The organism is Pseudomonas viciae, assembly GCF_004786035.1.
Taxonomy (GTDB): domain Bacteria; phylum Pseudomonadota; class Gammaproteobacteria; order Pseudomonadales; family Pseudomonadaceae; genus Aquipseudomonas; species Aquipseudomonas viciae.
Window position 1 is genome coordinate 6,539,511 of record NZ_CP035088.1, and the last position, 24,057, is coordinate 6,563,567.

Genomic DNA, 24,057 nt, shown 5'->3' on the forward strand with positions numbered 1-24,057 from the left:
CAGTGCATAGCGCTGCCACCTCAGCCCGTTTTACACGTCAACCAAGCACTCCAGAACAGGCTGCTGAAGAAGCGGGTGGCATCGCCGAACCCGGCCTCATGCAACAATTGTTGAACCGCCGCCTCGGAATGCGGAGGGTCAGCGCCTTGGAGAATTTTCCCCAGTTTGACCTTCACTTCATCCGGGCTTGCGCCATGCTGCCGCCAACGTTGGCCCCAAGCCGCCAGCAACAACGGTTGGCTGGCGTAAGCGTATTGATTCCCCGCGACGATCAGCGGCGCGCCCGGTTTGAGATGAGCCCGAATGGCTTGAAAGATCTGCCGCTTGGCATCATCGCCATCGAGATGATGGAACACACCGATCAAGGTCGCGGCGTCGTATGACTCATCGGCTGCCAAATCCTCGACACGCCCAAGGTGCAGGCTGGTGCGTTCGAGTAAATGGTTCGCCTCCAGCTGCTGCTTCGCCGCCTCCAGCATCGGCTCGGAGGGATCAACAGCGGTGAAGCGCCAACCTGGCTCCAGCGACGCCATCGCAATAATCTCCTGCGCTGTACCACCGGCACCCACCACCAGTATTTTTGCCGAGCTTGCAGGGCCGAAGCTCGCCGCCAGCATGCACGCCGCCAAATCCTGACAGGCGTCATAGCCGGCCAGGGCGATACGGCTCTGCCGTCCGTACTCATTGGCCCGTGATGTATCGAATTTCTCAGCTGAGGGGAGCGGGGATGATTTCAAGGCGGTTCTCCATGTCCTTAAATCAAGCTACGCCACCCCTCGCGATAAGAAAAATTCATTAATTTTATGTGCTGCATTCCCACAAGGAATGCGGGACTAAAACTCAAACGTTGCTCACTATGCTTGGGCTGGTTATACGTCGATCTCGATAGCCGGCCTTCCCCTGTGGCGAGGGGATTTATCCCCGCTGGGCTGCGCAGCAGCCCCAATCATTCCTACAGAAAAAACCACATCAGCCGCTTACAACGCCGCCCCACCCAGCAAAAACAAACCCTCTAGCCCCGAATCCCAGGACAAAACAAAGCTCTGTTTATTCCCCCACCGCCACCCTTCCCCCAACCCACACATCCTTGCGCCGTTGCCTACAACTACGCCAGAATCCGCCCGCTTGTGCGCCTTGCCCATGGGTTCTATCGTCTTCCTGCCACTGCCCATCAGTGGTCGGGTTTAGTAGCCCGGGGTTGTGTCAGTAGGATGCATGAGCTCTCCATCCAGGCAGGTTCTTACCTTGCCCTTGATGGTGGCTGTGCGCAGGGCGCTTCGGCGCGCCGGCAATGCTGATCTCCCCGGTCTACTAACCTGCGTACAGCCGCCACCCTTCTTTTAGTAGGGAAGAGGTTGCGGCTTAACCATGGAGTAATCAGCACATGTTCAAACCTACCCCGAATCCGCCAGAGGCGGACCAAGTTCCCCCGCGCACCAAATCCAAAACCCAAAAGCTCGACGAAGCCGCAAATCGCGCCCTGGATTTCTACCTGTCGCCAAAGACAAAGCCTGAAGACACGACCCAACCCGGCCAGATATTCACCGTCATAAAAGACATCGACAACGAAAGCCTCTTGGCCAACCTCACTGAAACCCTGGCCCTGGCTTCAGCCGATGCGATGGTCAACGACCTGGCCTTCGAGCTGGAAGGCTCACGACGTCACGTTGCCCTCGGCATTCAGCAGCTAATCGAACTGAGTTCGTTGCTGGCGAACCGCGCGCTGGATAACGTCGATCTGCGATAGCGGAGGAGTTGTACGCAGCCAAAAAAGGGGTTCAGAACCAAGTCCTGAACCCCTTTGCGTAAGCCAAATTCAGATCAGCTGACACGTGCCTTGCGCACACCATCAGCCAGGGCGGCACACAAGCTCAACACCCCATCAATCGCTTGCTCCGACGTCTGCGCGTTGGCGATATGGTCGATCAGCGCCGAGCCGACCACCACCCCGTCGGCCAACCGTGCAATGGCGGCGGCCTGCTCTGGCGTACGGATGCCGAAGCCGATGCTGATCGGCAAATCGGTGTGGCGACGCAGACGCGCCACGGCTTCTTCCACATGCTCCAGCGTCGCGGCGCCAGCGCCGGTCACACCCGCTACCGAGACGTAGTACACGAAACCGGAACTGCCGTTGAGCACGGTCGGCAAACGCACGTCATCGGTGGTTGGCGTAGTCAGGCGGATGAAGTCCAGGCCAGCAGCCTGGGCCGGTTCGCACAGTTCGCTGTTGTGCTCAGGCGGCATGTCCACGACGATCAGGCCATCCACGCCAGAGTCCAGGGCCTCGCCAATGAAACGCTGCACGCCGTAGCGATGGATCGGGTTGAAGTACCCCATCAGCACCAGCGGCGTCTCGGTATTGCCCTCACGGAACTCACGCACCATCTTCAGGGTTTTCGCCAGGTTCTGCTGGGCGCCCAAGGCGCGGATGTTTGCCAGCTGGATCGCTGGGCCATCGGCCATCGGATCGGTGAACGGCATGCCCAATTCGATCACGTCGGCACCGGCCGCCGGCAGGCCCTTGAGGATCGCCAGCGAGGTGTCGTAGTCCGGGTCGCCGGCCGTGACGAAAGTCACCAGGGCGGCGCGGTTCTGTTCCTTGAGTTCGGCAAAACGGGTTTGCAGGCGGCTCATCAGTGTTTCTCCTGCTGGGACTGTTCCATATGGTGCATCACGGTTTGCATGTCTTTGTCGCCACGGCCGGACAGGTTGACCACCATCAAGTGATCTTTGGGCAGGTTCGGCGCGCGTTTGAACACTTCAGCCAAGGCATGGGCGCTTTCCAGGGCGGGAATGATCCCTTCCAGGCGGCAGCATTTGTGAAAGGCTTCCAGGGCTTCGGCGTCGGTGACCGAGGTGTATTGGACGCGGCCAATGTCGTGCAACCAGGCGTGTTCCGGGCCGATACCCGGGTAGTCGAGGCCGGCGGAAATCGAATGGGCGTCGATGATCTGGCCGTCCTCGTCCTGCAACAGGAAGGTGCGGTTGCCGTGCAATACCCCCGGCACGCCGCCGTTCAGGCTCGCCGCATGCTTGCCGGTCTCGATGCCATAACCTGCGGCTTCGACACCGATGATTTCGACGCTCTTGTCATCCAGGAACGGATGGAACAGGCCCATGGCGTTGGAGCCACCGCCGATGCAGGCCACCAGGCTATCCGGCAGGCGACCTTCCTGGGCTTGCAGTTGCTCGCGGGTTTCCTTGCCGATCACCGCCTGGAAGTCGCGAACCATGGCCGGGTAAGGGTGCGGCCCCGCCACGGTGCCGATCAGGTAGAACGTGCTGTCGACGTTGGTGACCCAGTCACGCAGGGCCTCGTTCATCGCATCCTTCAGGGTGCCGGTGCCGGCGACCACCGGGATCACTTCGGCGCCCAGCAGCTTCATGCGGAACACGTTGGCCTGCTGGCGCTCAATGTCGGTGGTGCCCATGTAGATCACGCAATCCAGACCGAAACGTGCAGCGACGGTGGCGGTGGCCACACCGTGCATGCCGGCGCCGGTCTCGGCGATGATGCGTTTTTTACCCATGCGCCGCGCCAGCAGGATCTGGCCGATGCAGTTGTTGATCTTGTGCGCGCCGGTGTGGTTCAGCTCTTCGCGCTTGAGATAGATCTTGGCGCCGCCGCAGTATTCAGTGAGGCGCTCGGCGAAGTAGAGCGGGCTCGGACGTCCGACGTAGTCGCGCTGGAAGTAGGCCAATTCCTCGAGGAACGCCGGATCTTCCTTCGCAACTTCGTATTCGCGGGCCAGATCGAGGATCAGCGGCATGAGGGTTTCGGCCACATAGCGGCCACCGAACGCGCCGAACAGGCCGTTGGCGTCAGGACCACTGCGCAGATTGAAAGGGGTCGTAGGCTGGGTCATCGGGGCGCTCCAGGCAAATGCATAGAAAGACAATGAGGGTCACTCTACCCCTCACATCCCGCGCTGAAAACCGATAAGATCGCCACAACCTGTCAGGAAAACTCACAGATCTCATGAGCCACGACCTTCCCCCGCTCAACGCCCTGCGCGCTTTCGAGGCCACCGCCCGCCTGAACAGCGTAAGCCAGGCGGCCGAACAGCTGCACGTCACCCACGGCGCCGTCAGTCGACAACTCAAGGTGCTGGAAGAGCACTTGGGTGTCAGCCTGTTCGTCAAGGATGGACGCGGCCTTAAACTCACAGATGCGGGCTTGCGCCTGCGCGATGCCAGCGCTGACGCGTTCGAACGCCTACGCAGTGTTTGCGCGGAACTGACCCGAAGCACAGCGGATGCCCCGTTCGTACTCGGTTGTTCGGGAAGCCTGCTGGCGCGCTGGTTTATACCCCGCCTGGGGAGGCTCAATGCCGACTTGCCAGACTTGCGCTTGCACCTGTCCGCCGGCGAAGGCGACCTGGACCCCAGGCGGCCAGGGCTGGACGCCCTGCTGGTGTTCGCCGAACCGCCCTGGCCCGCCGACATGCAAGTGTATGAACTGGTCAGCGAGCGGATCGGCCCGGTGATGAGCCCGCGTTACGCCGGTTTCGCCCGCCTGCAAGCCGCACCGGTCAGTGCGCTGCTGGGCGAGCCGTTGTTGCATACCACGTCTCGCCCCCAAGCCTGGCCAACCTGGGCACGACAAAACGCCCTTGAACCCCAGGCATTGAAATTCGGGCAAGGTTTCGAGCATTTGTATTATTTGCTGGAGGCTGCTGTTGCCGGGCTGGGCGTGGCCATCGCCCCCGAGCCGCTGGTGGCCGAGGACCTGCGCGCCGGTCGCCTGGTCGCGCCGTGGGGTTTCGACGAAACCCCGGCGCGACTGGCGTTGTGGCTACCCAAGCGCGCTGCGGACGGTCGCGCCCGGCAATTGGCGCAATGGCTCAGGCATGAGCTGAGCCAACCGGCCTAGTCGCCGCGTTTGCACAACAAATAAGCGGCCAACAAACCCAGCGCCCCGACCGCGACACCGGCCGTGGTCCATGGGTGTTCCTGAGCGTAGTCACGAGTGGCGATCCCGGTTTCACGGGTTTTCACCTTGACCTCTTCATACGCATCGCTGAGCAGATGGCGAGAATGTTTCAGCGCGTTTTCAGCGTTTGCCTTGAGCGACTTGAGGGTCTTGCGCGACTCGTCCGAAGCGTCGTCCTTCAGGCTCTCCAACGACTTGAGCAGACTCTCGATCTCCGCTTCCATGCTTTGCAACGAGGCTTTACGTAACGAATTGCTGGCCATGGTGGCTCTCTCCTGCAGTGGTTGAGTGGCGTGTGTGAATTGGGACTGCGGTCGTTTCTGAAAGTGCAGTAAATCTGAACTTCAAAGCGCAAACGGCGCCACACGTAAGGCGAAAAATCGCTGCTAGGCTGTTTAAGACAACCAAGGAGAACGTCATGAGTGACCATCACACGTACAAAAAAGTCGAGCTGGTCGGCTCGTCGCCCACCAGTATTGAAGACGCCATCAACAATGCCCTGGCCGAGGCCAGCAAAAGCCTCAAGCACCTGGAATGGTTCGAAGTCACGGAAACCCGCGGGCACATCGAAAACGGCCGGGCCGCGCACTTCCAGGTGACCCTCAAAGTCGGGTTCCGGATTGTTAATAGCTGAGGAGCAGTGAACTTGCACGCTGGCGGAGTGCCATAGGGAATGGCGATGCGCTATCCGGCAAGCGCATCAGCCTGTCCGATACCTGCCCTATTGATCCGACCAAGGAGTGCGAGCGATGAACAAGTTGATGGTGGCCCTGGGTTTGCTGAGCCTTGCGGGTGGTGCATTTGCGGCCGGCAAGCCCTGCGAGGAGCTGAAAAGCGAAATCGCCGCAAAGCTCGATGCCAAGGGCGTGTCAGGTTACTCGCTGGAAATCGTCGATAAAGGCGCAGCAACTGACGGAAAAGTCGTCGGCAGCTGTGAGGGCGGCGCGAAAGAGATCGTCTACAAACGCGGCTGATCCTGTGCGTACGTCAAAGCCGACGCAATGCGTCGGCTTTTTTATGCGCGGGATCAGCCTTTCATGACCTGCGCCAGCAACTCATACGAGCGCAAGCGATCAGCGTGCTCATACAGATCGCTGGTGAAGATCAATTCATCGGCTTGGGTTTGCTCGATCAGCACTTCGAGCTTGGCCCTGATTTTCTGCGGCCCACCGACCATGGCCAGGCCAAGGAAATCGCCAACCGCCTCTTTCTCATGGGGCAACCAGAGTCCATTCATGGTCTCCACCGGCGGGCGCTGCACCAGGCTCTGGCCGCGCATCAGTGCCAGGATCCGCTGATACACCGAGGTCGCCAGGTAATCGGCCTGTTCGTCCGTGTCCGCCGCGACCAAAGGTACACCGAGCATCACGTAAGGCTTGTCGAGCACCGCCGACGGCTTGAAGTGGTTGCGGTAGATGCGGATCGCCTCGTGCATATAGCGCGGGGCGAAATGCGAGGCGAAGGCGTAGGGCAAACCGCGCTCGCCGGCCAGTTGCGCGCTGAACAGGCTCGAACCCAGCAGCCATACCGGCACATTGGTCCCCGTGCCGGGCATGGCGATGATGCGTTGGTCCGGGGTACGCGGGCCGAGATAACGCATCAGCTCAGCCACGTCTTCGGGGAAGTCGTCCGCACTGCCAGAGCGCTCGCGACGCAGCGCCCGGGCGGTCATCTGGTCGGAGCCAGGCGCGCGCCCAAGGCCCAGATCGATTCGCCCCGGGTAAAGGCTTTCCAGCGTGCCGAACTGTTCAGCGATGATCAACGGTGCATGGTTGGGCAGCATCACGCCGCCGGAACCGACGCGAATCGTCGAAGTGCCCCCCGCCAGATAGCCCAGCAGCACTGCGGTGGCGGAGCTGGCGATGCCATCCATGTTGTGGTGCTCGGCCACCCAGAAGCGGGTGTAGCCGAATTTTTCCACGTGCTGCGCCAGGTCCAGCGAGTTGCGCAAGGATTGGGCGGCATTGCCGTCGGCGCGAACAGGCACAAGGTCGAGGGTTGAGAACTTCACTTCGGACAGCTGTTTCATGGGCCGGGATCTCCAACGGCGTTCCGGGCTTTTCCTTGGGGCAAAAGCCTGCCGTTTCTATAGGTGTGTTCCATGCAATGTGGGCATATACCCGAGTTTCAATAGCAGCAGCGAAATTTCCTACTAAATCGGTCGGCTAATCGACAGGATGAACTTTATCGGGCGGTCTATCCTCACAACCCTGACAACGAAAAACACCAGGCGCGAACCCCGCGCCGGATATTGAGGAGGCAGACATGGCTATCATCAAGAAAGCATCGGCTCATTGGGAAGGTGACCTGAAAACCGGCATCGGCTCCATCTCCACGGAAACCGGCGTGTTGCGCGAAGCCCCCTATGGCTTCAAGGCGCGCTTCGAAGGCGGCAAGGGCACCAACCCTGAAGAACTGATCGGCGCGGCCCATGCGGGCTGCTTCTCCATGGCATTTTCGATGATCCTCGGCGATGCCGGGCTCAAGGCTGACAGTATCGACACCAACGCCGAAGTCACCCTGGACCAGGTCGACGGCGGCTTTGCGATTACCGCCGTAAAACTGATTCTCAAGGCCAAGATCCCCGGTGCCAGCCAAGCGCAATTCGAAGAACTGAGCACCAAGGCCAAGGAAGGTTGCCCGGTTTCCAAGGTGCTGAACGCGAAGATCACCCTGGATGCCACGCTGGTGAGCTGATGCGACAACGATCACAGCCTCAGCTTCGGCTGAAGGTTGTGATCTGTTTACCCACAGACAATTGTGGTCGAATGCAGCCCTGCAGTTTCAGCGTACAGGCAGTACGCGCTGTAATGAGGAATTCGAGCATGAAACGATTTGCCCTGGCGATCATCGGGTACGCAGTAGCCACATCAGCTCTCGCGGCCCCTAAACCCTGCGACGAACTCAAGGCTGAGATCGAAGCCAAGATCCAGGCCCAAGGCGTGACGTCCTACACGCTGGAAATTGTCACTAACGACGAAGTGCACGACGAGAATATGGTCGTGGGCAGTTGCGAAAACGGCACGAAAAAAATCATCTATCAAAAGAACGACCGCTGAAAAGCGCTACGGAATGCAGTTGATTTGCCGTTCTTCAGCAACAATTTCCCGCTTGGCGTTATAGAGCCGTGCGCTCGGGGTGAACGCCAGGTTGCGACCCTCCAGGCGATAACGCTGGCCGGCTTCGAAATGGTCGTAACGCACGATCATGTAGCACAGCCGCTCTTGCGGCTCGGCTTGCATGCCCAGCCCACCACCGCCAAGGACTTCAAAGTCGAAGCGCACCTTCAGCTCATGACTGCCCGGCGAAACCTGAAAAAACCGTCCGTCCCGCAGTCGCTGGCCATCGAGGCTTTCAGCCATCAGCATCTTGCCCCCTGGCATGGGCGTCGCGAAATCGACCCAGGCCATGTTCGGATCAACCTGGGGCGGCGAGCTGGTTGCACACCCGCTCATGGAGACGAAAACCAGCAATAGCATGTAGAGGCGCATGATGAATTTCCTTACGTCAGGTGCTTGAGCATAGCGCCGATCAGCTTTGCTGGCAGCCGGCCGGCGTCCCTTGACCTACCACTTTGCGCTGTTGGTCATAAAGCTTGGCCCACGGCCGGAAACCAATGTTGCCGGCCTGCAACTGGTACCGCTGGCCAGCGTTGAAATCCTTGAATTTCACGTTCAACCGGCAATCACGCCACAGCGGCTCGGCATCGGGGCCGATGTTGCCGGGCTCGACGGCAAATTGATAGCGCACCGTCAGCTCATGACTGCCGGGCTGCACTTCGAAATAACGTCGGTCGATGGACGTCTTGTCGTCGACTTCCAGCGCCTGCAGCGCGGTGTCCTGATGACTTCCCAGGTCGATCCACGCTTGGGATGGATCAGGGTCAGGCAAACCGGCACAACCGGTCAGCAGCAACAAGCCACTCGTCAGCATCAACACGCGCATAGCGAAGCTCCAGGCAGGCGAGATAGTCTTGTGGGCAGACTTTCCCAGGGTGATTCCAATTGATCAGGCCGCATTCAAGCCATCGGTTACTCGACCGTGTTTTCCGGATTTTGTTTCCAGGCCTCCTGCTTTTGTTACTCAACGGTTGTGCAAGCGTCGGTTACTACAGCCAGCTCGCCAGCGGGCAACTGCGACTGTTGCAGGCCCGCGAGCCAATCGACCAAGTGATTGCCGACCCCGCCCGCGATCCAAAATTGCGCGCTCATCTGGCCCAGGCCCGCGAAGCCCGAACATTCGCCAGTGCGCACCTGCACCTGCCGGACAACAAAAGCTACCGCCTGTATGCGGACATTGGCCGCCCGTTCGTAGTCTGGAATGTCTTCGCCACGCCAGAATTTTCCCTGGCCCCGCAAAATCACTGCTTCCCCATCGCCGGTTGCGTGGCCTATCGCGGCTACTACACCCAGGGTGCCGCCCGTGGCGAGGCTGCCCTGCAGCGCTTGCGTGGCATGGATGTGGCGATTGGCGGCGTAGAGGCTTACTCAACGCTGGGCTGGTTCAACGACCCGATCCTGAGCTCAATGATGCACTGGGGCGACGAACGCCTGGCGACACTGATCTTTCACGAACTGGCGCACCAGCGCTTCTATGTAAAGGACGACACCGAATTCAACGAATCCTTCGCCACCTTCGTCGAACAGGAAGGCACCCGCCAGTGGCGCGCCAGTCGCGGCTTAGCCCCGGATACCGGTAACCAGATGCGCCAGCGCGACCAGTTCATCCAACTGGTCCTCGACACTCGCCAGCGCCTGGAAAAGCTCTACACCCAAGCCCTGCCGGCCGAACAAATGCGCCAGCGCAAGGCCCAAGAATTCCAGCGCCTGCGCACCGACTACCAGCAACTGCGCGACACCCAGTGGGCAGGCAACAAGCGCTACGACGCCTGGGTCTACGCGCCGCTGAACAATGCGCGGTTATTGCCGTTTGGGTTGTATGACCAATGGGTGCCGGCGTTTGCGGCGCTGTTCCAGCAAGAGCGCAGGGACTGGACTGCGTTTTATGCCGCTGTGGAAAAGCTCGGCAAGTTGCCTGCTGATGAACGCAAAGCGGCATTGAAGGCGCTGGCAGAATCGAAGACGTCTGTTGACTGAACCGGCCTCATCGCGAGCAGGCTCGCTCCCACGATAGACCTCAGTGACATACCCCCTTGTGGGAGCAAGGCTTGCCCGCGATAGCAATATGACTAACCCCGCAAAAACGCCCGATGCAACTCATCCAGCGTTTCAAAGTGATAAACCGGCCCCTCCGCATTCAACTCCTCATAACTGCCAAACCCATACCCCACCGCCGCCGCATCCAGCCCATTGCTACGAGCGCCGATCAGGTCATGCTTGCGGTCGCCAATCATCAAGGTATTTGCCGGGTCGAGGCCTTCTTCAGCCATCAGATGAGCAATCAACTCGACTTTGTCGGTGCGCGTACCATCCAGCTCACTGCCATAAATCACTTTGAAGTGCCGGGCAAAGTCGAAGTGGCGGGCGATTTCCCGGGCGAAGACCCAGGGTTTGGAGGTGGCGATGTACAGTTGCCGGCCCTGCTCGCCCAAGGTTTCCAGCAGGGGCACCACGCCGTCAAACACCCGGTTTTCGTACAACCCGGTGACTTTGAAGCGTTCGCGATAGAAACCCACCGCTTCCCAGGCTTTCGCTTCATCGAAGTCGTAGAACTGCATAAAAGCCTGCAACAGCGGCGGGCCGATGAAGTGTTCGAGGCGGGTCAGGTCGGGTTCGTCGATACCCAGTTGGCTCAAGGCGAACTGGATCGAGCGGGTGATGCCCTCGCGGGGGTCGGTGAGGGTGCCGTCGAGGTCAAAGAGTACGGTTGGGTAATGCATGAAAATTCCTGGGCCATGGCGGGACGGTTCAGACCTGGTCGTAACCTTCGGCCAAATGCAGGTCCTTGAGCTTCACGTAGTTCGCCGCGCTGTAGGTGAAAAAGGCGCGTTCCTTGTCGGTCAGTGGCCGGGCCTGTTTCACCGGGCTGCCCACGTACAAGAAGCCGCTTTCCAGGCGCTTGCCCGGCGGTACGAGGCTACCGGCGCCGATGATCACGTCGTCCTCGACGACCGCGCCGTCCATGACGATGCTACCCATGCCGATCAGGATCCGACTGCCTACGGAGCAGCCATGGAGCATGACTTTGTGGGCGATGGTCACGTCGTCGCCGATCAACAGCGGAAAGCCATCGGGATTGAACGGGCCGGCGTGGGTGATGTGCAGCACGCAACCATCCTGGACGCTGGTGCGGGCACCGATGCGGATGCGGTGCATGTCGCCGCGAATGACCGTCAGCGGCCAGACGGAGCTGTCTTCGCCGATTTCGACGTCGCCGATCACCACTGCGGTGCTGTCGACAAAAGCCCCGCGGGCAAGCCGTGGGCGGTGATTCTGGTACGTGCGAAGGGTCACGATAGGCTCTCTCTTATCCGGTGATAGGCGCTGCTAGCTGCGGTGAACGTCGATTGTAATTAAGATGGGCCCATGTTTCTTCCAGCCAAGGTGTCAACCGTGAGCGTGAACAACCCTCTTTTGCAGTCCTACGACCTGCCGCCATTCTCGACGATCCGTGCCGAGCACGTGCAACCGGCCATCGAGCAGATCCTGGCTGACAACCGTGCCGCCATCGCTGAAATCCTCAAGACCCAAGGCCAGCAGCCTACCTGGGCCGGCCTGGTGCTGGCGATGGACGAGCTCAATGATCGCCTGGGCGCCGCCTGGAGCCCGGTGAGCCATTTGAACGCCGTGCGCAACAGCCCCGAACTGCGCGAAGCCTACGAGGCCTGCCTGCCGGCGCTGAGTGCTTACTCCACGGAGCTGGGCCAGAACCGCGAGCTGTTCCAGGCGTTCGAAGCCCTGGCGAGCAGCCCTGAAGCCGCCGGTTTCGACGTCGCGCAAAAAACCATCCTCGAGCATTCCCTGCGGGACTTCCGCCTGTCGGGCATCGACCTGCCGCCCGAGCAGCAGAAGCGCTACGCCGAGGTGCAGAGCAAACTGTCCGAGCTGGGCAGCCGTTTCTCCAACCAACTGCTGGACGCGACCCAGGCCTGGACCAAGCACGTCACCGACGAAACCACCCTCGCCGGCCTGACCGATTCGGCCAAGGCGCAAATGGCTGCGGCCGCCCAGGCCAAAGAGCTGGACGGTTGGCTGATCAACCTGGAATTCCCCAGCTACTACGCGGTGATGACCTACGCCGAAGACCGCGCCCTGCGTGAGGAAGTCTACGCCGCGTACTGCACCCGCGCGTCGGACCAGGGCCCGAATGCCGGCCAGAACGATAACACCCCGGTAATGGAAGAGATCCTCGACCTGCGCCAGGAACTGGCCCAATTGCTGGGCTTCGCCAATTTCGCGGAACTGAGCCTGGCGACCAAAATGGCTGAGTCCAGCGATCAGGTGCTCAGCTTCCTGCGCGACCTGGCCAAGCGCAGCAAACCATTTGCCGCCCTGGATCTGGAACAGTTGAAGGCGTTCGCCGCCGAACAGGGCTGCCCCGACCTGCAGAGCTGGGACAGCGGTTTCTACGGTGAAAAGCTGCGCCAGCAGCGTTACAGCGTGGCCCAGGAAGCCCTGCGCGCGTACTTCCCGATCGATAAGGTGCTGGGCGGTCTGTTCGCCATCGTGCAACGCCTCTACGGTATCGAAATCGCCGAACTGAAAGGTTTCGACACTTGGCATCCGGACGTGCGCCTGTTCGAAATCAAGGAAAACGGGCAGCACGTCGGCCGCTTCTTCTTCGACCTCTACGCCCGCGCCAACAAGCGTGGCGGCGCCTGGATGGACGGCGCCCGTGACCGTCGGCGCACCTTCGATGGCGTGCTGCAAAGCCCGGTCGCCAACCTGGTGTGCAACTTCACCCCGGCTGACAGCGGCAAACCGGCGCTGCTGACCCACGACGAAGTCACCACGCTGTTCCACGAGTTCGGCCATGGCCTGCACCACCTGCTGACCCGCGTCGAACACGCTGGCGTGTCCGGCATCAACGGCGTGGCCTGGGATGCCGTGGAACTGCCGAGCCAGTTCATGGAGAACTGGTGCTGGGAGCCTGAAGGCCTGGCACTGATTTCCGGTCACTACGAAACCGGTGAACCACTGCCCCAGGACCTGCTGGAAAAAATGCTCGCGGCGAAAAACTTCCAGTCCGGCCTGATGATGGTCCGCCAACTGGAGTTCTCGCTGTTCGACTTCGAGCTGCACGCCACCCACGGCGACGGCCGCAGCGTGCTGCAAGTGCTTGAAGGCGTGCGCGATGAAGTCTCGGTCATGCGCCCGCCGGCCTATAACCGCTTCCCCAACAGCTTCGCCCACATCTTTGCCGGCGGTTATGCGGCGGGCTACTACAGCTACAAATGGGCGGAAGTGCTGTCGGCTGATGCGTTTTCCAAGTTCGAAGAGGACGGTGTGCTCAACGCCGAAACCGGCCGCGCCTTCCGTGAGGCGATCCTGGCCCGTGGCGGCTCCCAGGAGCCGATGGTGCTGTTCGTCGACTTCCGTGGTCGTGAGCCGTCAATTGACGCACTCTTGCGCCACAGCGGCCTGACCGAGGACGCCGCAGCATGAACGAGGGGCCTGTGATTACCAAACGACGCTTCATCGCCGGGGCGGTTTGCCCGGCGTGCAGTGAGCCGGACAAGTTGATGATGTGGAACGAAGACGGCGTGCCCCACCGTGAGTGTGTGGCCTGCGGTTATTCCGACACCCTCAACGAACAAGGCCTGTCGGTGCCCAAGGAGTTGGGCACCCGGGTCAATACGTCGGCGCCTAAAGTGCCGGACGCCAAGGTTCAGGCAGTGCAGTTTTTCCCCAACCCCAAGTTGAAGAAAAAAACCGACTGAATTATCCGGCATCACCTTCCGGGCCACCCGGCCCGGAAGCGATACATATATACCGCCTGGCTTGCAGCCGTCCTGCCCAGACTTGTCCATCAAGTCCACTGACAGGAAGGCTTCCATGCCCAACGCTGACAACCCGCTGTTGCAGGCCTATGACCTGCCCCCTTTCGCCCAGATCCAAGCCAGGCATTTCTCACCGGCCCTCGACCGGATCCTTGCAGAGAGCCGCGTTCAGGTGGCCGATATCATCAAGACCCAGACACCGTTTCCCACCTGGGACGATCTGGTGCTGGCCATGGATGAAATCCATACGCGGCTGGAAGGTTTCGACTCACTGCTGGATCTTCTGACCTCGGCCAGGACGGGAGACGAGTGGACCCAGGCTTCACTGGACTGCACTGAGCGGCTGCATGACTTCCAGCGGTCGCTGAGACAGCATCCGGAACTGTTCCAGCTTTATCAGCGCCTGGCAGACAGCCAGATCGCCCGGCATTTCGAACCGGCGCGTAAACGCGTCCTGGAAAAAATCCTTCGACAATTTCGCCAAAACGACCAGGCACTCACGTCGCGGGCCGACCTGAACGCCTTGAAGCGCCGTATCCAAGGGGCTCAGCAGTTGTTCCTGGAGAACCTGCACAAAGCCAATAACGCCTGGAGCAAAACCTTCGACGATGAGGCCCAATTGAGTGGCCTGCCCTCGGCTTTCAAACAGCAGATGGCCCGCCAGGCGCGTAAGGCCGGGCGCACGGGATGGCTGCTGACCCTCAGCGACGAGTCATTTGGCATTGTCATGGGCTACGCCGACAATCGCCTTTTGCGCCAGGCACTGTACGTGGCCTACAGCACGCGCGCATCGGACCAGGGGCCCCAGGCCGGCCAGTTCGACAACGGCGAGGTACTCAGGCAATTGCTGGAGGACCGTCACCGCTACGCAACGTCGCTCGGCTACGCGAATTTCGCTCAGATGGCGATCGAGCCAGAGCAAGCCGAGTCTGCCGAACAGGTCACGACATTCTTGCAAGGGCAACTCGCCCTGCACCAAAGCGCTTTTACCAGGGACACTGAACAGCTCAAGGCATTTGCCAACCAGAATGGTTTCGGCGAGCTCCAGCCTTGGGATTATCCGTACCTGACGGAAAAGCTCCGTCAACAGACGGCGGGAATCTCTCGGCATGCGCTCAGTGCCTGGTTTCCCCTGGAATCGACTTTTTCACAGTTGCTGCTGATCGCAAAGGCGCTGTTCGGGGTGGACTTCATCGAGCGTCAGGATGTTGCTACCTGGCATCCCGAGGTGCGTCTTTTTGAAGTTCACGAGTGGGGACAAGTCATTGGTTATCTCTATTTCGACCCATTCGACGATGCGAACCGCAACGGCTATCCCAATACCACTACCCTGCGAAACCGACGCATCACCGCCGAGGGTCGCCCCCGACACCCCATCGCGATCCTGCATGGCTGGCTGCCACGCGGCTCAGGCGCCGAACCGACCGTGCTCGACCACTTGCAGTTGCGCATTCTTTTTCATGAGTTCGGCCATTGCCTGCACCATGTGCTGACCCGGGCTGAGTACCGCGACGTGTCCGGCATCACCGATCTATCCCGCGATACCTCCGAGTTTGCGGGCATGTTGTTCGAACAATGGTGCTTCTCCAAGCAATGCCTGGTTCGCGTGGCAAAGCACTACCAAACCGGTGCGGCGATGCCTGATAAGGTCGCCGATCAATTACTGACCTTCGCCAATACCCAGGCCAGTTGGGAAACCGCCCTGCTGTTGCGCAACGCGCTGTTGGATATGGAGTTGCACCGCACCCATGGCGATGGGCGCACCGTCCAGCAGGTGTTCGATCAGGTCAATGCGCAAACAGGGCATCTGCCCGTGTTCGCCAACGAACGCTGGCCCAATGGCCTGGACTACATGGTGACCGGCTATGCGGCCAAAATTTACGCCTATGCCTGGTCGAAAGAGTTGGCGATGGCCGTGTTCCAGAGATTCAAGCGCGAGGGGCTGTTCAACGCACAAATCGGTCGCAGGCTACGCGAAACGCTATTCGCGCCGGGCGATTCGCGACCGCTGTCCGAATCCATCGCAGCCTTTTCAGGCACGCCACCGATCATTGCTCGGGAAGGGCAAGCCGGGGGTCAAGGTGATGGGCCGTAGCGGTCGAGTTGACCCAGCTTTTCAAGGAGCAAAGCGCAAAGACGCTGGTGCTGCAATCGCCGTTGGCCAATGCCGTACGGAGTTTTTCAACATCGGCCTGCATCATGTAGCGAACCCCATCCTTGAAGTGATAGCTGTCACCGAAGCCACCTTCAGTCATTTCGTTCAAGGCGTCTTCTTTGCTCCAGCCCTGCACCACCACCCGATACATGGCCGCCACCAGCCCGGTGCGGTCCGAGCCGTGCTTGCAGTGCATCAGCACCGGGCCATTGGTTTCGGCAACCTGGACAGCGCGCAAGGCCTTGAGTATGTCGCTGTCGTCGACATGATTGGTGCGATAAGGCAATTGCACCTGCTTGATGCCGGGTGTGGATAACCAGCTCGCATCCGAGTCAGGCAGAAACGTGATGACCGTGCCGATCTTGAGTTTCGTCAGCAGGGGCAAGGCACCGCCGTCGGGCAAGGAGCTGCGATAAAGGGTCGGCGACATCTGATACAGGTTGTAGTGCTTTTCCACCGGCTGGGCCCAATCAGCCGGTCTCGCCTCCTTGAAGTCAGCCGCCTGGGCCGCAGACCCGGCAAACAGGAAGAGTAAGGTCAGGCAGAGCAGTGAACGCAAAGAACGCTTGGGCATGTGCGGACCGGAAACGAAACATTCGAAGCGTGCAGTTTCGCCTCGCTCCGGTTAAAAGCCTGTGAGGAGAACGTCAAAGCGGTGTGAACGAGACGCCAGGGGTTATTCCAGGGCCAGGCCGGACTGCTGAATGGCACTGGTCTTAATCGAATGCAGCGAATACTGTATGCACATACAGCAATCGGAGTATTCCCATGCCCACCCCCCTTGCGCCCCGTGGCCGTGGCACCGCCACCAACCCGCACAACCGCTTCGCCCCGAGCCGCTCGGTGGCCGAAGATGACGGTTGGTACCAGGAAGTCCCGCCGACCCAAGGCACCGAAGTGCGCATCGAAATGGCCAAGACCATCATCACCCGCAACACCTCGCCGGATATTCCTTTCGACCGCTCCATCAACCCCTACCGAGGCTGTGAGCACGGCTGCATCTACTGCTATGCACGGCCCAGCCATGCTTACTGGGACATGTCGCCCGGGCTGGATTTCGAAACGAAGCTGATCGCCAAGACCAACGCCGCCGATGTACTGGAGCAACAGCTGTCCAAGCGCGGCTATCAATGCGCGCCGATCAACCTGGGCTCCAACACCGACCCTTACCAGCCCATCGAGCGCGAACAGCGCATTACCCGCAGGATCCTGGAGGTGCTGCTGCGTTACCGTCACCCGGTGACCATCGTGACCAAGGGCTCGCTGATCCTGCGCGACCTGGACCTGCTGACCGAACTGGCGCAACAGCGCCTGGTGGCAGTAATGATCAGCCTCACCACCCTGGACGATGAACTCAAGCGCATTCTCGAACCCCGCGCAGCGGCGCCCAAGGCACGGTTGCGGGCGATCAAGGTCATGCGCGAGGCGGGTATTCCTGTGGGCGTGCTGTGCTCACCGATGATCCCGATGATCAACGACAGCGAGATCGAGAACCTGCTCGCCGAGGCCCACGCCGCCGGCGCACAGAGTGCCGCCTACATCATGTTGCGCCTGCCGCTGGAAGTGGCGCCGCTGTTCGAAGAGTGGTTGCAGGCGCACTACCCGCAACGCGCCGCCCATGTGTTGAGCCTGGTCCGCCAGAGCCGTGGCGGCGAACTGTACGATAGCCAGTTCGGTACCCGAATGCGCGGCGAAGGCCCCTTCGCCGACCTGCTGGCCCAGCGCTTCACCAAAGCGATCAAGCGTCTGGGGCTTGATCGCCGCGAAGGCTACAATCTCGATTGCGAAGCCTTTTGTCCGCCAGGTCGGCAGATGTCGTTGATTTGATTAAAGTTGAACTTGAAACACGTGCCGGACATGTCGGCATCCGCATTTGTTACATCTGTAATCGTTGGTCTAGAGCCTTCGATTCAGTTTGAGTTAAGTTTCGGCCGCTACCTTGTTCATCGAGTGACTGACAGGTCGGGCATTTCGACCTGGACATTTTTTAACCAGCCACTGGCGTCATACCGTCAAAGAGGATGAATCATGAGTGACAAGGATAAACAGCCGTTGGCTGCGTCGGCTTCAGCCCAACCCGAGGCGGAGACCGCCGATGCAGCGCTGCAGCATATTGTTGACGGCTTTTTGCATTTCCATCACGAGATCTTTCCGCAGCAGGAAGAACTCTTCAAGAAACTCGCCACCGCCCAGAAGCCCCGGGCGATGTTCATCACCTGCGCCGATTCGCGCATCGTGCCCGAGTTGATCACCCATAGCTCCCCCGGCGACCTATTCGTGACCCGCAACGTCGGCAACGTCGTTCCGCCTTACGGGCAGATGAACGGCGGCGTCTCCACCGCCATCGAGTACGCCGTGCTGGCCCTCGGTGTGCAGCACATCATTGTTTGTGGCCATTCCGATTGCGGCGCCATGCGCGCGGTACTCAACCCCGACACCCTGGAAAAAATGCCCACGGTCAAAGCCTGGCTGCGCCACGCCGAAGTGGCCAAGACCATGGTCCATGACAACTGCCCGTGCGCTGACGAAAAACAAACCATGCCCATCCTCACCGAAGAGAACGTGATCGCGCAGCTGCAACATCTGCGAACGCACCCCTCGGTGGCCTCGCGCATGGCCAACGGTCAGTTGTTCATCCACGGCTGGGTGTACAACATCGAAACCAGCGAGATCAAAGCCTATGACGCGGACCAGGGACGTTTCCTGCCGCTCGATGGCAGCCATCCGATACCGGTGGCGACGCCCAAAGCGCGCTTCTAACCACTCCTAAACATCCTTGTGTGGTTCAAGCCTTGCCGCTGTTTGAGCGGTAGGGCCTTGCCATGCCTGAAGAAAACTGCGGGAGAGTCGCCATGCGTGCTGCTCAATTAAAAGCTGTTGTGCCACGGGAGCTATTGGCTTCGGTGGTTGTATTTCTGGTGGCGCTGCCCTTGTGCATGGGCATTGCCATCGCGTCTGGCCTGCCGCCGGCCAAGGGCTTGATCACTGGCATCATCGGTGGCCTGGTGGTGGGTTTCCTGGCCGGCTCAAAGCTTCAGGTCAGTGGCCCGGCCGCCGGGTTGGCGGTGCTGGTCTTCGAACTGGTGCGCCAGCATGGCGTGGCGATGCTCGGGCCGATTCTGTTGCTGGCGGGTCTTCTGCAACTGTTGGCCGGGCGCTTTCGCCTGGGCTGCTGGTTCCGGGTCACCGCGCCTGCGGTGGTCTACGGCATGCTCGCGGGTATCGGTGTGCTGATCGTACTGTCCCAGGTCCATGTAATGCTCGACGCGGCGCCCAAGCCTTCAGGGCTGGATAACCTGGCGGCATTCCCTGCGGCTGTGGCCCAGGCGTTGCCGTCCTTTGGCTGGCAGGCCGGCCTGCTCGGTTTGTCGACGATTGCGGTGATGTGGCTGTGGGAAAAGTTTCGCCCCCACAGCCTGCGCTTCGTTCCCGGCGCTCTGCTCGGCGTAGGCCTGACGACCGTTGCCAGTCTGATGCTGGCTTTGCAGGTCAAACGTGTGGAAGTACCCCAGAACCTCACCGAAGCCATTGATTGGCTGCGCCCTGCCGATCTGCTGAACCTGGCCGACCCCTCGCTACTGATCGCCGCGTTCGCCGTGGCCTTCATTGCCAGCGCCGAAACCCTGTTGTCGGCCGCCGCGGTGGATCGCATGCACAGCGGTGAACGTGCGGACTTTGACCGGGAACTGTCGGCTCAAGGTATCGGCAATATGCTCTGCGGCCTGCTCGGCGCGCTGCCGATGACCGGCGTGATCGTGCGCAGCTCGGCCAACGTCCAGGCCGGCGCCACCACGCGGATGTCGACGATTTTCCACGGTCTGTGGCTGTTGCTCTTCGTGCTGTTGCTGTCCAGCGTGCTGCAAAGCATTCCGGTGGCGAGCCTGGCGGGTGTGCTGGTGTACACCGGTTTCAAACTGGTGGATCTCAAGGCGTTTCGCAGCCTGGGCCGTTATGGCCGGATGCCAATGTTCACCTATGCCGCGACGGCCCTGGCAATCATCTTCACCGACCTGCTGACCGGCGTGCTGATCGGTTTCGGCCTGACCCTGGCGAAACTGGCCTGGAAAGCTTCGCGGCTGAAAATCAGCCTGATCGATCTGCCCCAGGAAGGTGAGATGGAATTGCGGCTGGTGGGGGCGGCAACCTTTCTCAAGGTTCCGGCACTGACTCAGGTGCTGGGCGCCATACCGACAGGCGCGACCGTGCATGTGCCGCTCAATAATCTGAGCTACATCGACCATTCATGCCTGGAGTTGCTGGAAGAGTGGGGCCGGGCGAATGCCAGCAAGGGTTCGAAGCTGCTGATCGAATCCCATGGGCTCAAGCGCAGGCTGGAAGGCCGGTTGCGCACCACGGTGGGGGTTGGCGCAGCCTCTACCTGACACCCAAGTCCACATCAAAAATGGCGTAAAAAAAGGGCACCCGACTCCATCGGCGTGCCCTTTTTTCTAGCGCTTGTCCCTCTAACCGAGGAACCCGCAGCAATTACGGATTAACGCTGTCCTTCAGCGACTTGCCTGGTTTGAAGGCAACGGTGTTGCTGGCCTTGATCTTCACCGGCTCACCGGTTTGTGGGTTTTTGCCGGTGCGGGCACCGCGGTGGCGCTGCAGGAAGGTGCCGAAGCCGACCAGGGTGACGCTGTCCTTGCGGTGCAGGGCGCCCGTGATTTCTTCGAGAACGGCGTTGAGGACGCGATTGGCTTGTTCTTTGGTGAGGTCTGCTTTTTCCGCGATGGCGGCGGCGAGGTCTGGTTTACGCATGAATGAAGCCCCTTTTGACGGTTTTTTTGTTGTTATGTCTGGGCTGTACTCATGGGAACAGCCCCTAAGGCGCCGCAGGCTCTACTCTGCGGCAGACGGGAGTGAGGATGGCACGGGGCCGCAGGCGGCGCCAGTGTCCGGGCGACCTTTGAGGCATCAAAAGTAGGGTTTTTGCGACAGAACGACCAGTATTTACGCCAGCAAGGGTGGAAGCTCTTTGTTCAGCGCCAGTTTTTCCATCACCGCCGTGCCGGTCAAGGCATAGCCCAGCAGGTTGCCTTGGGCATCGCGGCACAGGGCCTTGATGTCGGTGCCCTGCCCTTCGACGTTCCAGGTGCCTTCGCTGCCACGCGGTGGCGGCGAAACCACCAGCGGGCACACCGGGGTTTTCACAGTGATCGGCATGGCGCCGTAGCTGACAGCGGTGGGGTTGCCGGCCAGGGTCTGGGCCAGGGCGCGGGCGCAGCTCATCAGTGGCATGACGTACAGCAGGTTCAAACCGTCGACTTCGGCGCAGTCGCCCAGGGCGTAGATGTTGGCATGGGAGGTTTTCAGCTGGCGGTCGACCACCACGCCGCGATTGACCACCAGGCCGGCAGCAGCGGCCTGGTCGATGCGCGGGCGCAGGCCGATGGCCGAGACCACCAGGTCGCAGGCGATCACCTGACCATCGGACAGGTGGGCTTCCAATCCATCGGCCACCCGTTGCAGGCGGTTGAGCACCGGCCCCAGGTGGAAGCGCGCGCCAATGCTTTCCAGGCCGGCCTGCACGGCAGCAGCGGCGGCCGGGTGCAGCAGCGTCGGCATGACCTGCTCGCATGGCGCCACCAGTTGCACTTCGTAGCCGCCCAGAATGAGGTCGTTGGCGAATTCGCAGCCAATCAGGCCGGTGCCGAGCAGCAGCACCCGGCGCTTGCCGGCGGCCGCCGCGCGAAAGCGTGCGTAATCTTCCAGATCGTTGATGGGGAAGATCAGATCCGCTGCATCGCCCTGCACTGGCACGCGCACGGTTTCCGCGCCCCAGGCCAGGATCAGGTCGCGGTAGTTCACCGCTTCTTCGCCGATCCACAAACGCTTGTGGCCCGGATCGATGCCGCTGATGCGGGTGTGGGTGCGCACTTGGGCCTTGAGTTGCTCGGCCATCGCCCCCGGCTCGGCCATGCTCAGGCCGTCGGCATCCTTGTTTTTGCCAAAGCCCGTGGAGAGCATGGGTTTGGAGTATGAGCGGCCGTCATCGGCGCTGATCAGCAGCAACGGGGTTTCGCTGTCGAGTTTGCGAAACTCCCGGGCCAGGTTGTAACCGGCCAGCCCGGTACCGACGATGACGACAGGTGCGCTCATGTTGCTCTCCATGTGGTGCTCTCCATGCAGGTGGGAAACGATCAGTTGATTTCGATCATCTCAAAATCCATTTTGCCGACGCCGCAGTCCGGGCAGAGCCAGTCTTCCGGGACGTCTTGCCAAAGGGTGCCGGGGGCGATGCCATCATCCGGCCAACCATCGGCTTCGTTGTAGATCAGGCCGCAGACGACACATTGCCACTTCTTCATTCAGGTACTTCCTCAGGGGTCAGGCGTTTGCCGGTATGCTCGGGTCGCTCAAGGCGCTTTCCGGCTCAGGGCGTTTTGTACTGATCGGTCGCCGCAGATGCAAGCATGATCGCGCGCGCCAGCGGCCAGGGCCGTTAAAATCGACGACCGACATGGTAAGCTCGCGGCCTCATTTGCTGCCAATCAAGACCTCTGTGCCGCATACAAATTCGATATTTCCTACACTCCAATGGTTGCCCCAGCCCCTGCTGTCGCCCCGCCCCGACGCCTGTGTGCTCGACTGGCTGTTCGACGAAGGCTCGTTGACCCGACGCCTGACGCGCCTGTCGGACGAGCGCTTCAGCGTGACGCCGTTGTTCGAAGGCTGGCAGCCATTGCGCGCCGACGAGTGCGCGGCACTGGATCTGGCCGAAGGCAGCGAGGGCTGGGTACGCGAAGTGTATTTGCGCGGCCACGGCCAGCCTTGGGTGTTCGCCCGCAGTGTGGCGGCGCGCAGCGCGTTGCAGGGCGATGGGCTGCAGATGGATGAGCTGGGCAGCCGTTCCCTGGGGGAGTTGCTGTTTTGTGACCAGGCGTTCCAGCGCCGGGCCATCGAGGTTTGCCATTACCCCGAGGCCTGGTTGCCGGTTGAGGCTCGCGCCGCGCAGCTATGGGGCCGCCGTTCGCGTTTCGATCGCGGTGCGTTGAGCGTGTTGGTGGCGGAAGTCTTCCTGCCGCGCCTGTGGACCGTCGCCCGCGCCTATTCGGAGAATTGCTGATGTACGTGCAACTGCTCAAATCCTTGAACCGCCTGAACCCGCGGGCCTGGGACTTCGTGCAACTGACCCGCATGGACAAGCCCATCGGCATTTATCTACTGCTGTGGCCGACCCTGTGGGCGTTGTGGATTGCCGGTGAAGGTTCACCGTCTGTCGCCAACATCGTGATTTTCGTCCTGGGCGTGGTGCTGACCCGCGCCGGCGGTTGTGTGATCAACGACTGGGCCGATCGCAAGGTGGACGGCCACGTCAAACGCACTGAACAGCGCCCGCTGGTGAGCGGCAAGATCAGCTCGAAAGAGGCGCTGGTGTTCTTTGCGGTGCTGATGAGCGTAAGTTTCCTGCTGGTGCTGTGCACCAATGCGCCAACTATTTTGCTGTCTCTCGGTGGACTGGCGCTGGCGTTCAGTTACCCGTTCATGAAGCGCTACACCTACTACCCGCAAGTGGTGCTGGGCGCGGCGTTTTCCTGGGGCATGCCGATGGCGTTCACCGCCGAGACCGGCCATTTACCGGCGGCCGCGTGGCTGCTGTACATCGCCAACCTGCTGTGGACGGTAGGCTACGACACTTATTACGCGATGACCGACCGGGACGATGACTTGCGGATCGGCGTGAAGTCCACGGCGATCCTGTTTGGCGATGCCGACCGGGTGATCATCCTGACGCTGCAAGGCCTGGCACTGGGCTGCCTGTTGCTGGCCGGGTCGAAGTTCCAACTGGGTGGCTGGTTCCACCTGGGGCTGGTGGCCGCTGCCGCGTGCTTCGCCTGGGAGTTCTGGTACACCCGTGGCAGGGACCGGATGCGCTGCTTCCAGGCGTTTTTGCACAACCATTGGGCCGGGTTGGCGATTTTCGTGGGGATTGTGCTGGATTATGCGTTGCGGTGAGGCCACCGGTCTCCAGGCTGTTACCTTGTGGCGAGGGGATTTATCCCCGTTTGCTGTGGGAGCAAAGCTGGCTCGCGAAACAGGCGCCTCGATCTCTGAAAGACCGCAGCG

28 protein-coding genes are annotated in these 24,057 nt (G+C 60.8%); 15 read left to right on the forward strand and 13 right to left on the reverse strand.

The genetic code is table 11. The features are described 5' to 3' along the window. Positions 1-20 precede the first annotated feature (20 nt). The gene (locus EPZ47_RS29265; RefSeq protein WP_135847822.1) at positions 21-737 is read right to left on the reverse strand and encodes a class I SAM-dependent methyltransferase; all 717 of its coding nucleotides are present in this window, start codon (positions 735-737) and stop codon (positions 21-23) included. Positions 738-1,384: 647 nt separating this feature from the next. Here EPZ47_RS29265 and EPZ47_RS29270 point away from each other — a divergent pair. After that, positions 1,385-1,747, forward strand: a complete 363-nt coding sequence (locus tag EPZ47_RS29270) for a DUF6124 family protein (RefSeq protein ID WP_135847823.1) — start codon at positions 1,385-1,387, stop codon at positions 1,745-1,747. A 74-nt stretch (positions 1,748-1,821) separates the two neighbouring features. Here the strand turns inward: EPZ47_RS29270 and trpA are convergent, their stop codons facing one another. Together trpA and trpB are read right to left on the reverse strand one after the other, a co-directional pair. After that, complete coding sequence (gene trpA, locus EPZ47_RS29275) at positions 1,822-2,634, reverse strand: tryptophan synthase subunit alpha (RefSeq protein ID WP_135847824.1); 813 nt, start codon at positions 2,632-2,634, stop codon at positions 1,822-1,824. Further along, on the reverse strand, positions 2,634-3,866 hold the full coding sequence (trpB, locus tag EPZ47_RS29280) for a tryptophan synthase subunit beta (protein WP_135847825.1): 1,233 nt from the start codon (positions 3,864-3,866) through the stop codon (positions 2,634-2,636). Before trpB ends, trpA begins: the two co-directional genes overlap by 1 nt. A gap of 113 nt (positions 3,867-3,979) precedes the next feature. On the opposite strand from trpB, the gene EPZ47_RS29285 reads away from it, so the two are divergent. Further along, positions 3,980-4,873 (forward strand): LysR family transcriptional regulator, encoded by an 894-nt coding sequence (locus EPZ47_RS29285; protein ID WP_135847826.1) that lies wholly within the window; start codon positions 3,980-3,982, stop codon positions 4,871-4,873. Here the strand turns inward: EPZ47_RS29285 and EPZ47_RS29290 are convergent. Then, a complete protein-coding gene (locus EPZ47_RS29290; RefSeq protein WP_003196426.1) occupies positions 4,870-5,196 on the reverse strand; it encodes an ElaB/YgaM/YqjD family protein in 327 nt (108 codons plus the stop codon). The two genes, EPZ47_RS29285 and EPZ47_RS29290, sit on opposite strands and share 4 nt — an antisense overlap. A gap of 155 nt (positions 5,197-5,351) precedes the next feature. Here EPZ47_RS29290 and EPZ47_RS29295 point away from each other — a divergent pair, with 155 nt between their 5' ends. Together EPZ47_RS29295 and EPZ47_RS29300 are read left to right on the forward strand one after the other, a co-directional pair. Then, a complete protein-coding gene (locus EPZ47_RS29295; RefSeq protein ID WP_003196424.1) occupies positions 5,352-5,567 on the forward strand; it encodes a dodecin in 216 nt (71 codons plus the stop codon). Between the two features lie 115 nt (positions 5,568-5,682). Further along, positions 5,683-5,907, forward strand: coding sequence for a DUF1161 domain-containing protein (locus tag EPZ47_RS29300; RefSeq protein WP_135847827.1), 225 nt, complete (start codon positions 5,683-5,685; stop codon positions 5,905-5,907). 53 nt (positions 5,908-5,960) lie between these two features. Here EPZ47_RS29300 and EPZ47_RS29305 read toward each other — a convergent pair whose 3' ends face one another. Further along, entirely contained in the window at positions 5,961-6,962 is a 1,002-nt protein-coding gene (locus EPZ47_RS29305; RefSeq protein ID WP_135847828.1) for an LLM class flavin-dependent oxidoreductase, read from the reverse strand. A 236-nt stretch (positions 6,963-7,198) separates the two neighbouring features. On the opposite strand from EPZ47_RS29305, the gene EPZ47_RS29310 reads away from it, so the two are divergent. Together EPZ47_RS29310 and EPZ47_RS29315 are read left to right on the forward strand one after the other, a co-directional pair. Next, the gene (locus EPZ47_RS29310) at positions 7,199-7,630 is read left to right on the forward strand and encodes an OsmC family protein (RefSeq protein WP_135847829.1); all 432 of its coding nucleotides are present in this window, start codon (positions 7,199-7,201) and stop codon (positions 7,628-7,630) included. 128 nt (positions 7,631-7,758) lie between these two features. Next, positions 7,759-7,992, forward strand: a complete 234-nt coding sequence (locus EPZ47_RS29315; protein WP_135847830.1) for a DUF1161 domain-containing protein — start codon at positions 7,759-7,761, stop codon at positions 7,990-7,992. Between the two features lie 6 nt (positions 7,993-7,998). Here the strand turns inward: EPZ47_RS29315 and EPZ47_RS29320 are convergent, their stop codons facing one another. Continuing rightward, positions 7,999-8,424 (reverse strand): PA0061/PA0062 family lipoprotein, encoded by a 426-nt coding sequence (locus tag EPZ47_RS29320; RefSeq protein ID WP_135847831.1) that lies wholly within the window; start codon positions 8,422-8,424, stop codon positions 7,999-8,001. A gap of 40 nt (positions 8,425-8,464) precedes the next feature. Then, complete coding sequence (locus tag EPZ47_RS29325; protein WP_135847832.1) at positions 8,465-8,878, reverse strand: PA0061/PA0062 family lipoprotein; 414 nt, start codon at positions 8,876-8,878, stop codon at positions 8,465-8,467. A gap of 59 nt (positions 8,879-8,937) precedes the next feature. Between EPZ47_RS29325 and EPZ47_RS29330 the strand changes: the two genes are divergently transcribed. Continuing rightward, on the forward strand, positions 8,938-10,029 hold the full coding sequence (locus EPZ47_RS29330) for an aminopeptidase (RefSeq protein ID WP_135847833.1): 1,092 nt from the start codon (positions 8,938-8,940) through the stop codon (positions 10,027-10,029). A gap of 92 nt (positions 10,030-10,121) precedes the next feature. On the opposite strand, the gene EPZ47_RS29335 is transcribed toward EPZ47_RS29330, so the two are convergent. Then, the gene (locus EPZ47_RS29335) at positions 10,122-10,772 is read right to left on the reverse strand and encodes an HAD family hydrolase (RefSeq protein WP_135847834.1); all 651 of its coding nucleotides are present in this window, start codon (positions 10,770-10,772) and stop codon (positions 10,122-10,124) included. Between the two features lie 28 nt (positions 10,773-10,800). Then, positions 10,801-11,346, reverse strand: a complete 546-nt coding sequence (locus EPZ47_RS29340; protein WP_135847835.1) for a gamma carbonic anhydrase family protein — start codon at positions 11,344-11,346, stop codon at positions 10,801-10,803. Positions 11,347-11,418: 72 nt separating this feature from the next. Between EPZ47_RS29340 and prlC the strand changes: the two genes are divergently transcribed. From prlC to EPZ47_RS29355, 3 genes are all read left to right on the forward strand, one after another. Continuing rightward, positions 11,419-13,497: an oligopeptidase A gene (prlC, locus tag EPZ47_RS29345; RefSeq protein WP_178084289.1), complete on the forward strand. Its 2,079-nt coding sequence runs from the start codon at positions 11,419-11,421 to the stop codon at positions 13,495-13,497. Continuing rightward, positions 13,494-13,772: a YheV family putative zinc ribbon protein gene (locus EPZ47_RS29350; protein ID WP_135847837.1), complete on the forward strand. Its 279-nt coding sequence runs from the start codon at positions 13,494-13,496 to the stop codon at positions 13,770-13,772. Before prlC ends, EPZ47_RS29350 begins: the two co-directional genes overlap by 4 nt. A 115-nt stretch (positions 13,773-13,887) precedes the next feature. Next, positions 13,888-15,927 (forward strand): M3 family metallopeptidase, encoded by a 2,040-nt coding sequence (locus tag EPZ47_RS29355; protein WP_135847838.1) that lies wholly within the window; start codon positions 13,888-13,890, stop codon positions 15,925-15,927. Here the strand turns inward: EPZ47_RS29355 and EPZ47_RS29360 are convergent. Beyond that, on the reverse strand, positions 15,881-16,561 hold the full coding sequence (locus EPZ47_RS29360) for a phosphatase domain-containing protein (protein ID WP_135847839.1): 681 nt from the start codon (positions 16,559-16,561) through the stop codon (positions 15,881-15,883). The two genes, EPZ47_RS29355 and EPZ47_RS29360, sit on opposite strands and share 47 nt — an antisense overlap. Before the next feature lie 194 nt (positions 16,562-16,755). Here EPZ47_RS29360 and EPZ47_RS29365 point away from each other — a divergent pair, with 194 nt between their 5' ends. From EPZ47_RS29365 to EPZ47_RS29375, 3 genes are all read left to right on the forward strand, one after another. Beyond that, positions 16,756-17,814: a PA0069 family radical SAM protein gene (locus EPZ47_RS29365; protein ID WP_135847840.1), complete on the forward strand. Its 1,059-nt coding sequence runs from the start codon at positions 16,756-16,758 to the stop codon at positions 17,812-17,814. A gap of 201 nt (positions 17,815-18,015) precedes the next feature. Further along, positions 18,016-18,747, forward strand: a complete 732-nt coding sequence (locus tag EPZ47_RS29370; protein WP_135847841.1) for a carbonic anhydrase — start codon at positions 18,016-18,018, stop codon at positions 18,745-18,747. 92 nt (positions 18,748-18,839) lie between these two features. Beyond that, positions 18,840-20,369 (forward strand): SulP family inorganic anion transporter, encoded by a 1,530-nt coding sequence (locus EPZ47_RS29375; RefSeq protein ID WP_135847842.1) that lies wholly within the window; start codon positions 18,840-18,842, stop codon positions 20,367-20,369. Between the two features lie 103 nt (positions 20,370-20,472). On the opposite strand, the gene EPZ47_RS29380 is transcribed toward EPZ47_RS29375, so the two are convergent. From EPZ47_RS29380 to EPZ47_RS29390, 3 genes are all read right to left on the reverse strand, one after another. Then, a complete protein-coding gene (locus EPZ47_RS29380; protein WP_003195589.1) occupies positions 20,473-20,748 on the reverse strand; it encodes an HU family DNA-binding protein in 276 nt (91 codons plus the stop codon). Positions 20,749-20,940: 192 nt separating this feature from the next. Further along, entirely contained in the window at positions 20,941-22,089 is a 1,149-nt protein-coding gene (locus EPZ47_RS29385; RefSeq protein WP_135847843.1) for an NAD(P)/FAD-dependent oxidoreductase, read from the reverse strand. Between the two features lie 41 nt (positions 22,090-22,130). Continuing rightward, positions 22,131-22,298: a rubredoxin gene (locus EPZ47_RS29390; RefSeq protein WP_007954349.1), complete on the reverse strand. Its 168-nt coding sequence runs from the start codon at positions 22,296-22,298 to the stop codon at positions 22,131-22,133. Positions 22,299-22,492: 194 nt separating this feature from the next. On the opposite strand from EPZ47_RS29390, the gene EPZ47_RS29395 reads away from it, so the two are divergent. Continuing rightward, complete coding sequence (locus tag EPZ47_RS29395; RefSeq protein ID WP_135847844.1) at positions 22,493-23,056, forward strand: chorismate--pyruvate lyase family protein; 564 nt, start codon at positions 22,493-22,495, stop codon at positions 23,054-23,056. Continuing rightward, positions 23,056-23,946 carry a 4-hydroxybenzoate octaprenyltransferase gene (ubiA, locus tag EPZ47_RS29400; protein WP_135847845.1) on the forward strand — a complete coding sequence of 297 codons (891 nt, stop codon included), beginning with the start codon at positions 23,056-23,058 and terminating at the stop codon, positions 23,944-23,946. The genes EPZ47_RS29395 and ubiA overlap by 1 nt, the downstream gene beginning before the upstream one ends. Positions 23,947-24,057 lie beyond the last annotated feature (111 nt).

Bases quoted from the DNA above. Each gene is read 5' to 3' on its own strand.
- EPZ47_RS29270 (WP_135847823.1), top strand. From the start codon at position 1,385: ATGTTCAAACCTACCCCGAATCCGCCAGAGGCGGACCAAGTTCCCCCG.
- trpA (WP_135847824.1), bottom strand. From the start codon at position 2,634: ATGAGCCGCCTGCAAACCCGTTTTGCCGAACTCAAGGAACAGAACCGC.
- trpB (WP_135847825.1), bottom strand. From the start codon at position 3,866: ATGACCCAGCCTACGACCCCTTTCAATCTGCGCAGTGGTCCTGACGCC.
- EPZ47_RS29285 (WP_135847826.1), top strand. From the start codon at position 3,980: ATGAGCCACGACCTTCCCCCGCTCAACGCCCTGCGCGCTTTCGAGGCC.
- EPZ47_RS29290 (WP_003196426.1), bottom strand. From the start codon at position 5,196: ATGGCCAGCAATTCGTTACGTAAAGCCTCGTTGCAAAGCATGGAAGCG.
- EPZ47_RS29295 (WP_003196424.1), top strand. From the start codon at position 5,352: ATGAGTGACCATCACACGTACAAAAAAGTCGAGCTGGTCGGCTCGTCG.
- EPZ47_RS29300 (WP_135847827.1), top strand. From the start codon at position 5,683: ATGAACAAGTTGATGGTGGCCCTGGGTTTGCTGAGCCTTGCGGGTGGT.
- EPZ47_RS29305 (WP_135847828.1), bottom strand. From the start codon at position 6,962: ATGAAACAGCTGTCCGAAGTGAAGTTCTCAACCCTCGACCTTGTGCCT.
- EPZ47_RS29310 (WP_135847829.1), top strand. From the start codon at position 7,199: ATGGCTATCATCAAGAAAGCATCGGCTCATTGGGAAGGTGACCTGAAA.
- EPZ47_RS29315 (WP_135847830.1), top strand. From the start codon at position 7,759: ATGAAACGATTTGCCCTGGCGATCATCGGGTACGCAGTAGCCACATCA.
- EPZ47_RS29320 (WP_135847831.1), bottom strand. From the start codon at position 8,424: ATGCGCCTCTACATGCTATTGCTGGTTTTCGTCTCCATGAGCGGGTGT.
- EPZ47_RS29325 (WP_135847832.1), bottom strand. From the start codon at position 8,878: ATGCGCGTGTTGATGCTGACGAGTGGCTTGTTGCTGCTGACCGGTTGT.
- EPZ47_RS29335 (WP_135847834.1), bottom strand. From the start codon at position 10,772: ATGCATTACCCAACCGTACTCTTTGACCTCGACGGCACCCTCACCGAC.
- prlC (WP_178084289.1), top strand. From the start codon at position 11,419: ATGTTTCTTCCAGCCAAGGTGTCAACCGTGAGCGTGAACAACCCTCTT.
- EPZ47_RS29350 (WP_135847837.1), top strand. From the start codon at position 13,494: ATGAACGAGGGGCCTGTGATTACCAAACGACGCTTCATCGCCGGGGCG.
- EPZ47_RS29355 (WP_135847838.1), top strand. From the start codon at position 13,888: ATGCCCAACGCTGACAACCCGCTGTTGCAGGCCTATGACCTGCCCCCT.
- EPZ47_RS29360 (WP_135847839.1), bottom strand. From the start codon at position 16,561: ATGCCCAAGCGTTCTTTGCGTTCACTGCTCTGCCTGACCTTACTCTTC.
- EPZ47_RS29365 (WP_135847840.1), top strand. From the start codon at position 16,756: ATGCCCACCCCCCTTGCGCCCCGTGGCCGTGGCACCGCCACCAACCCG.
- EPZ47_RS29370 (WP_135847841.1), top strand. From the start codon at position 18,016: ATGAGTGACAAGGATAAACAGCCGTTGGCTGCGTCGGCTTCAGCCCAA.
- EPZ47_RS29375 (WP_135847842.1), top strand. From the start codon at position 18,840: ATGCGTGCTGCTCAATTAAAAGCTGTTGTGCCACGGGAGCTATTGGCT.
- EPZ47_RS29380 (WP_003195589.1), bottom strand. From the start codon at position 20,748: ATGCGTAAACCAGACCTCGCCGCCGCCATCGCGGAAAAAGCAGACCTC.
- EPZ47_RS29385 (WP_135847843.1), bottom strand. From the start codon at position 22,089: ATGAGCGCACCTGTCGTCATCGTCGGTACCGGGCTGGCCGGTTACAAC.
- EPZ47_RS29390 (WP_007954349.1), bottom strand. From the start codon at position 22,298: ATGAAGAAGTGGCAATGTGTCGTCTGCGGCCTGATCTACAACGAAGCC.
- ubiA (WP_135847845.1), top strand. From the start codon at position 23,056: ATGTACGTGCAACTGCTCAAATCCTTGAACCGCCTGAACCCGCGGGCC.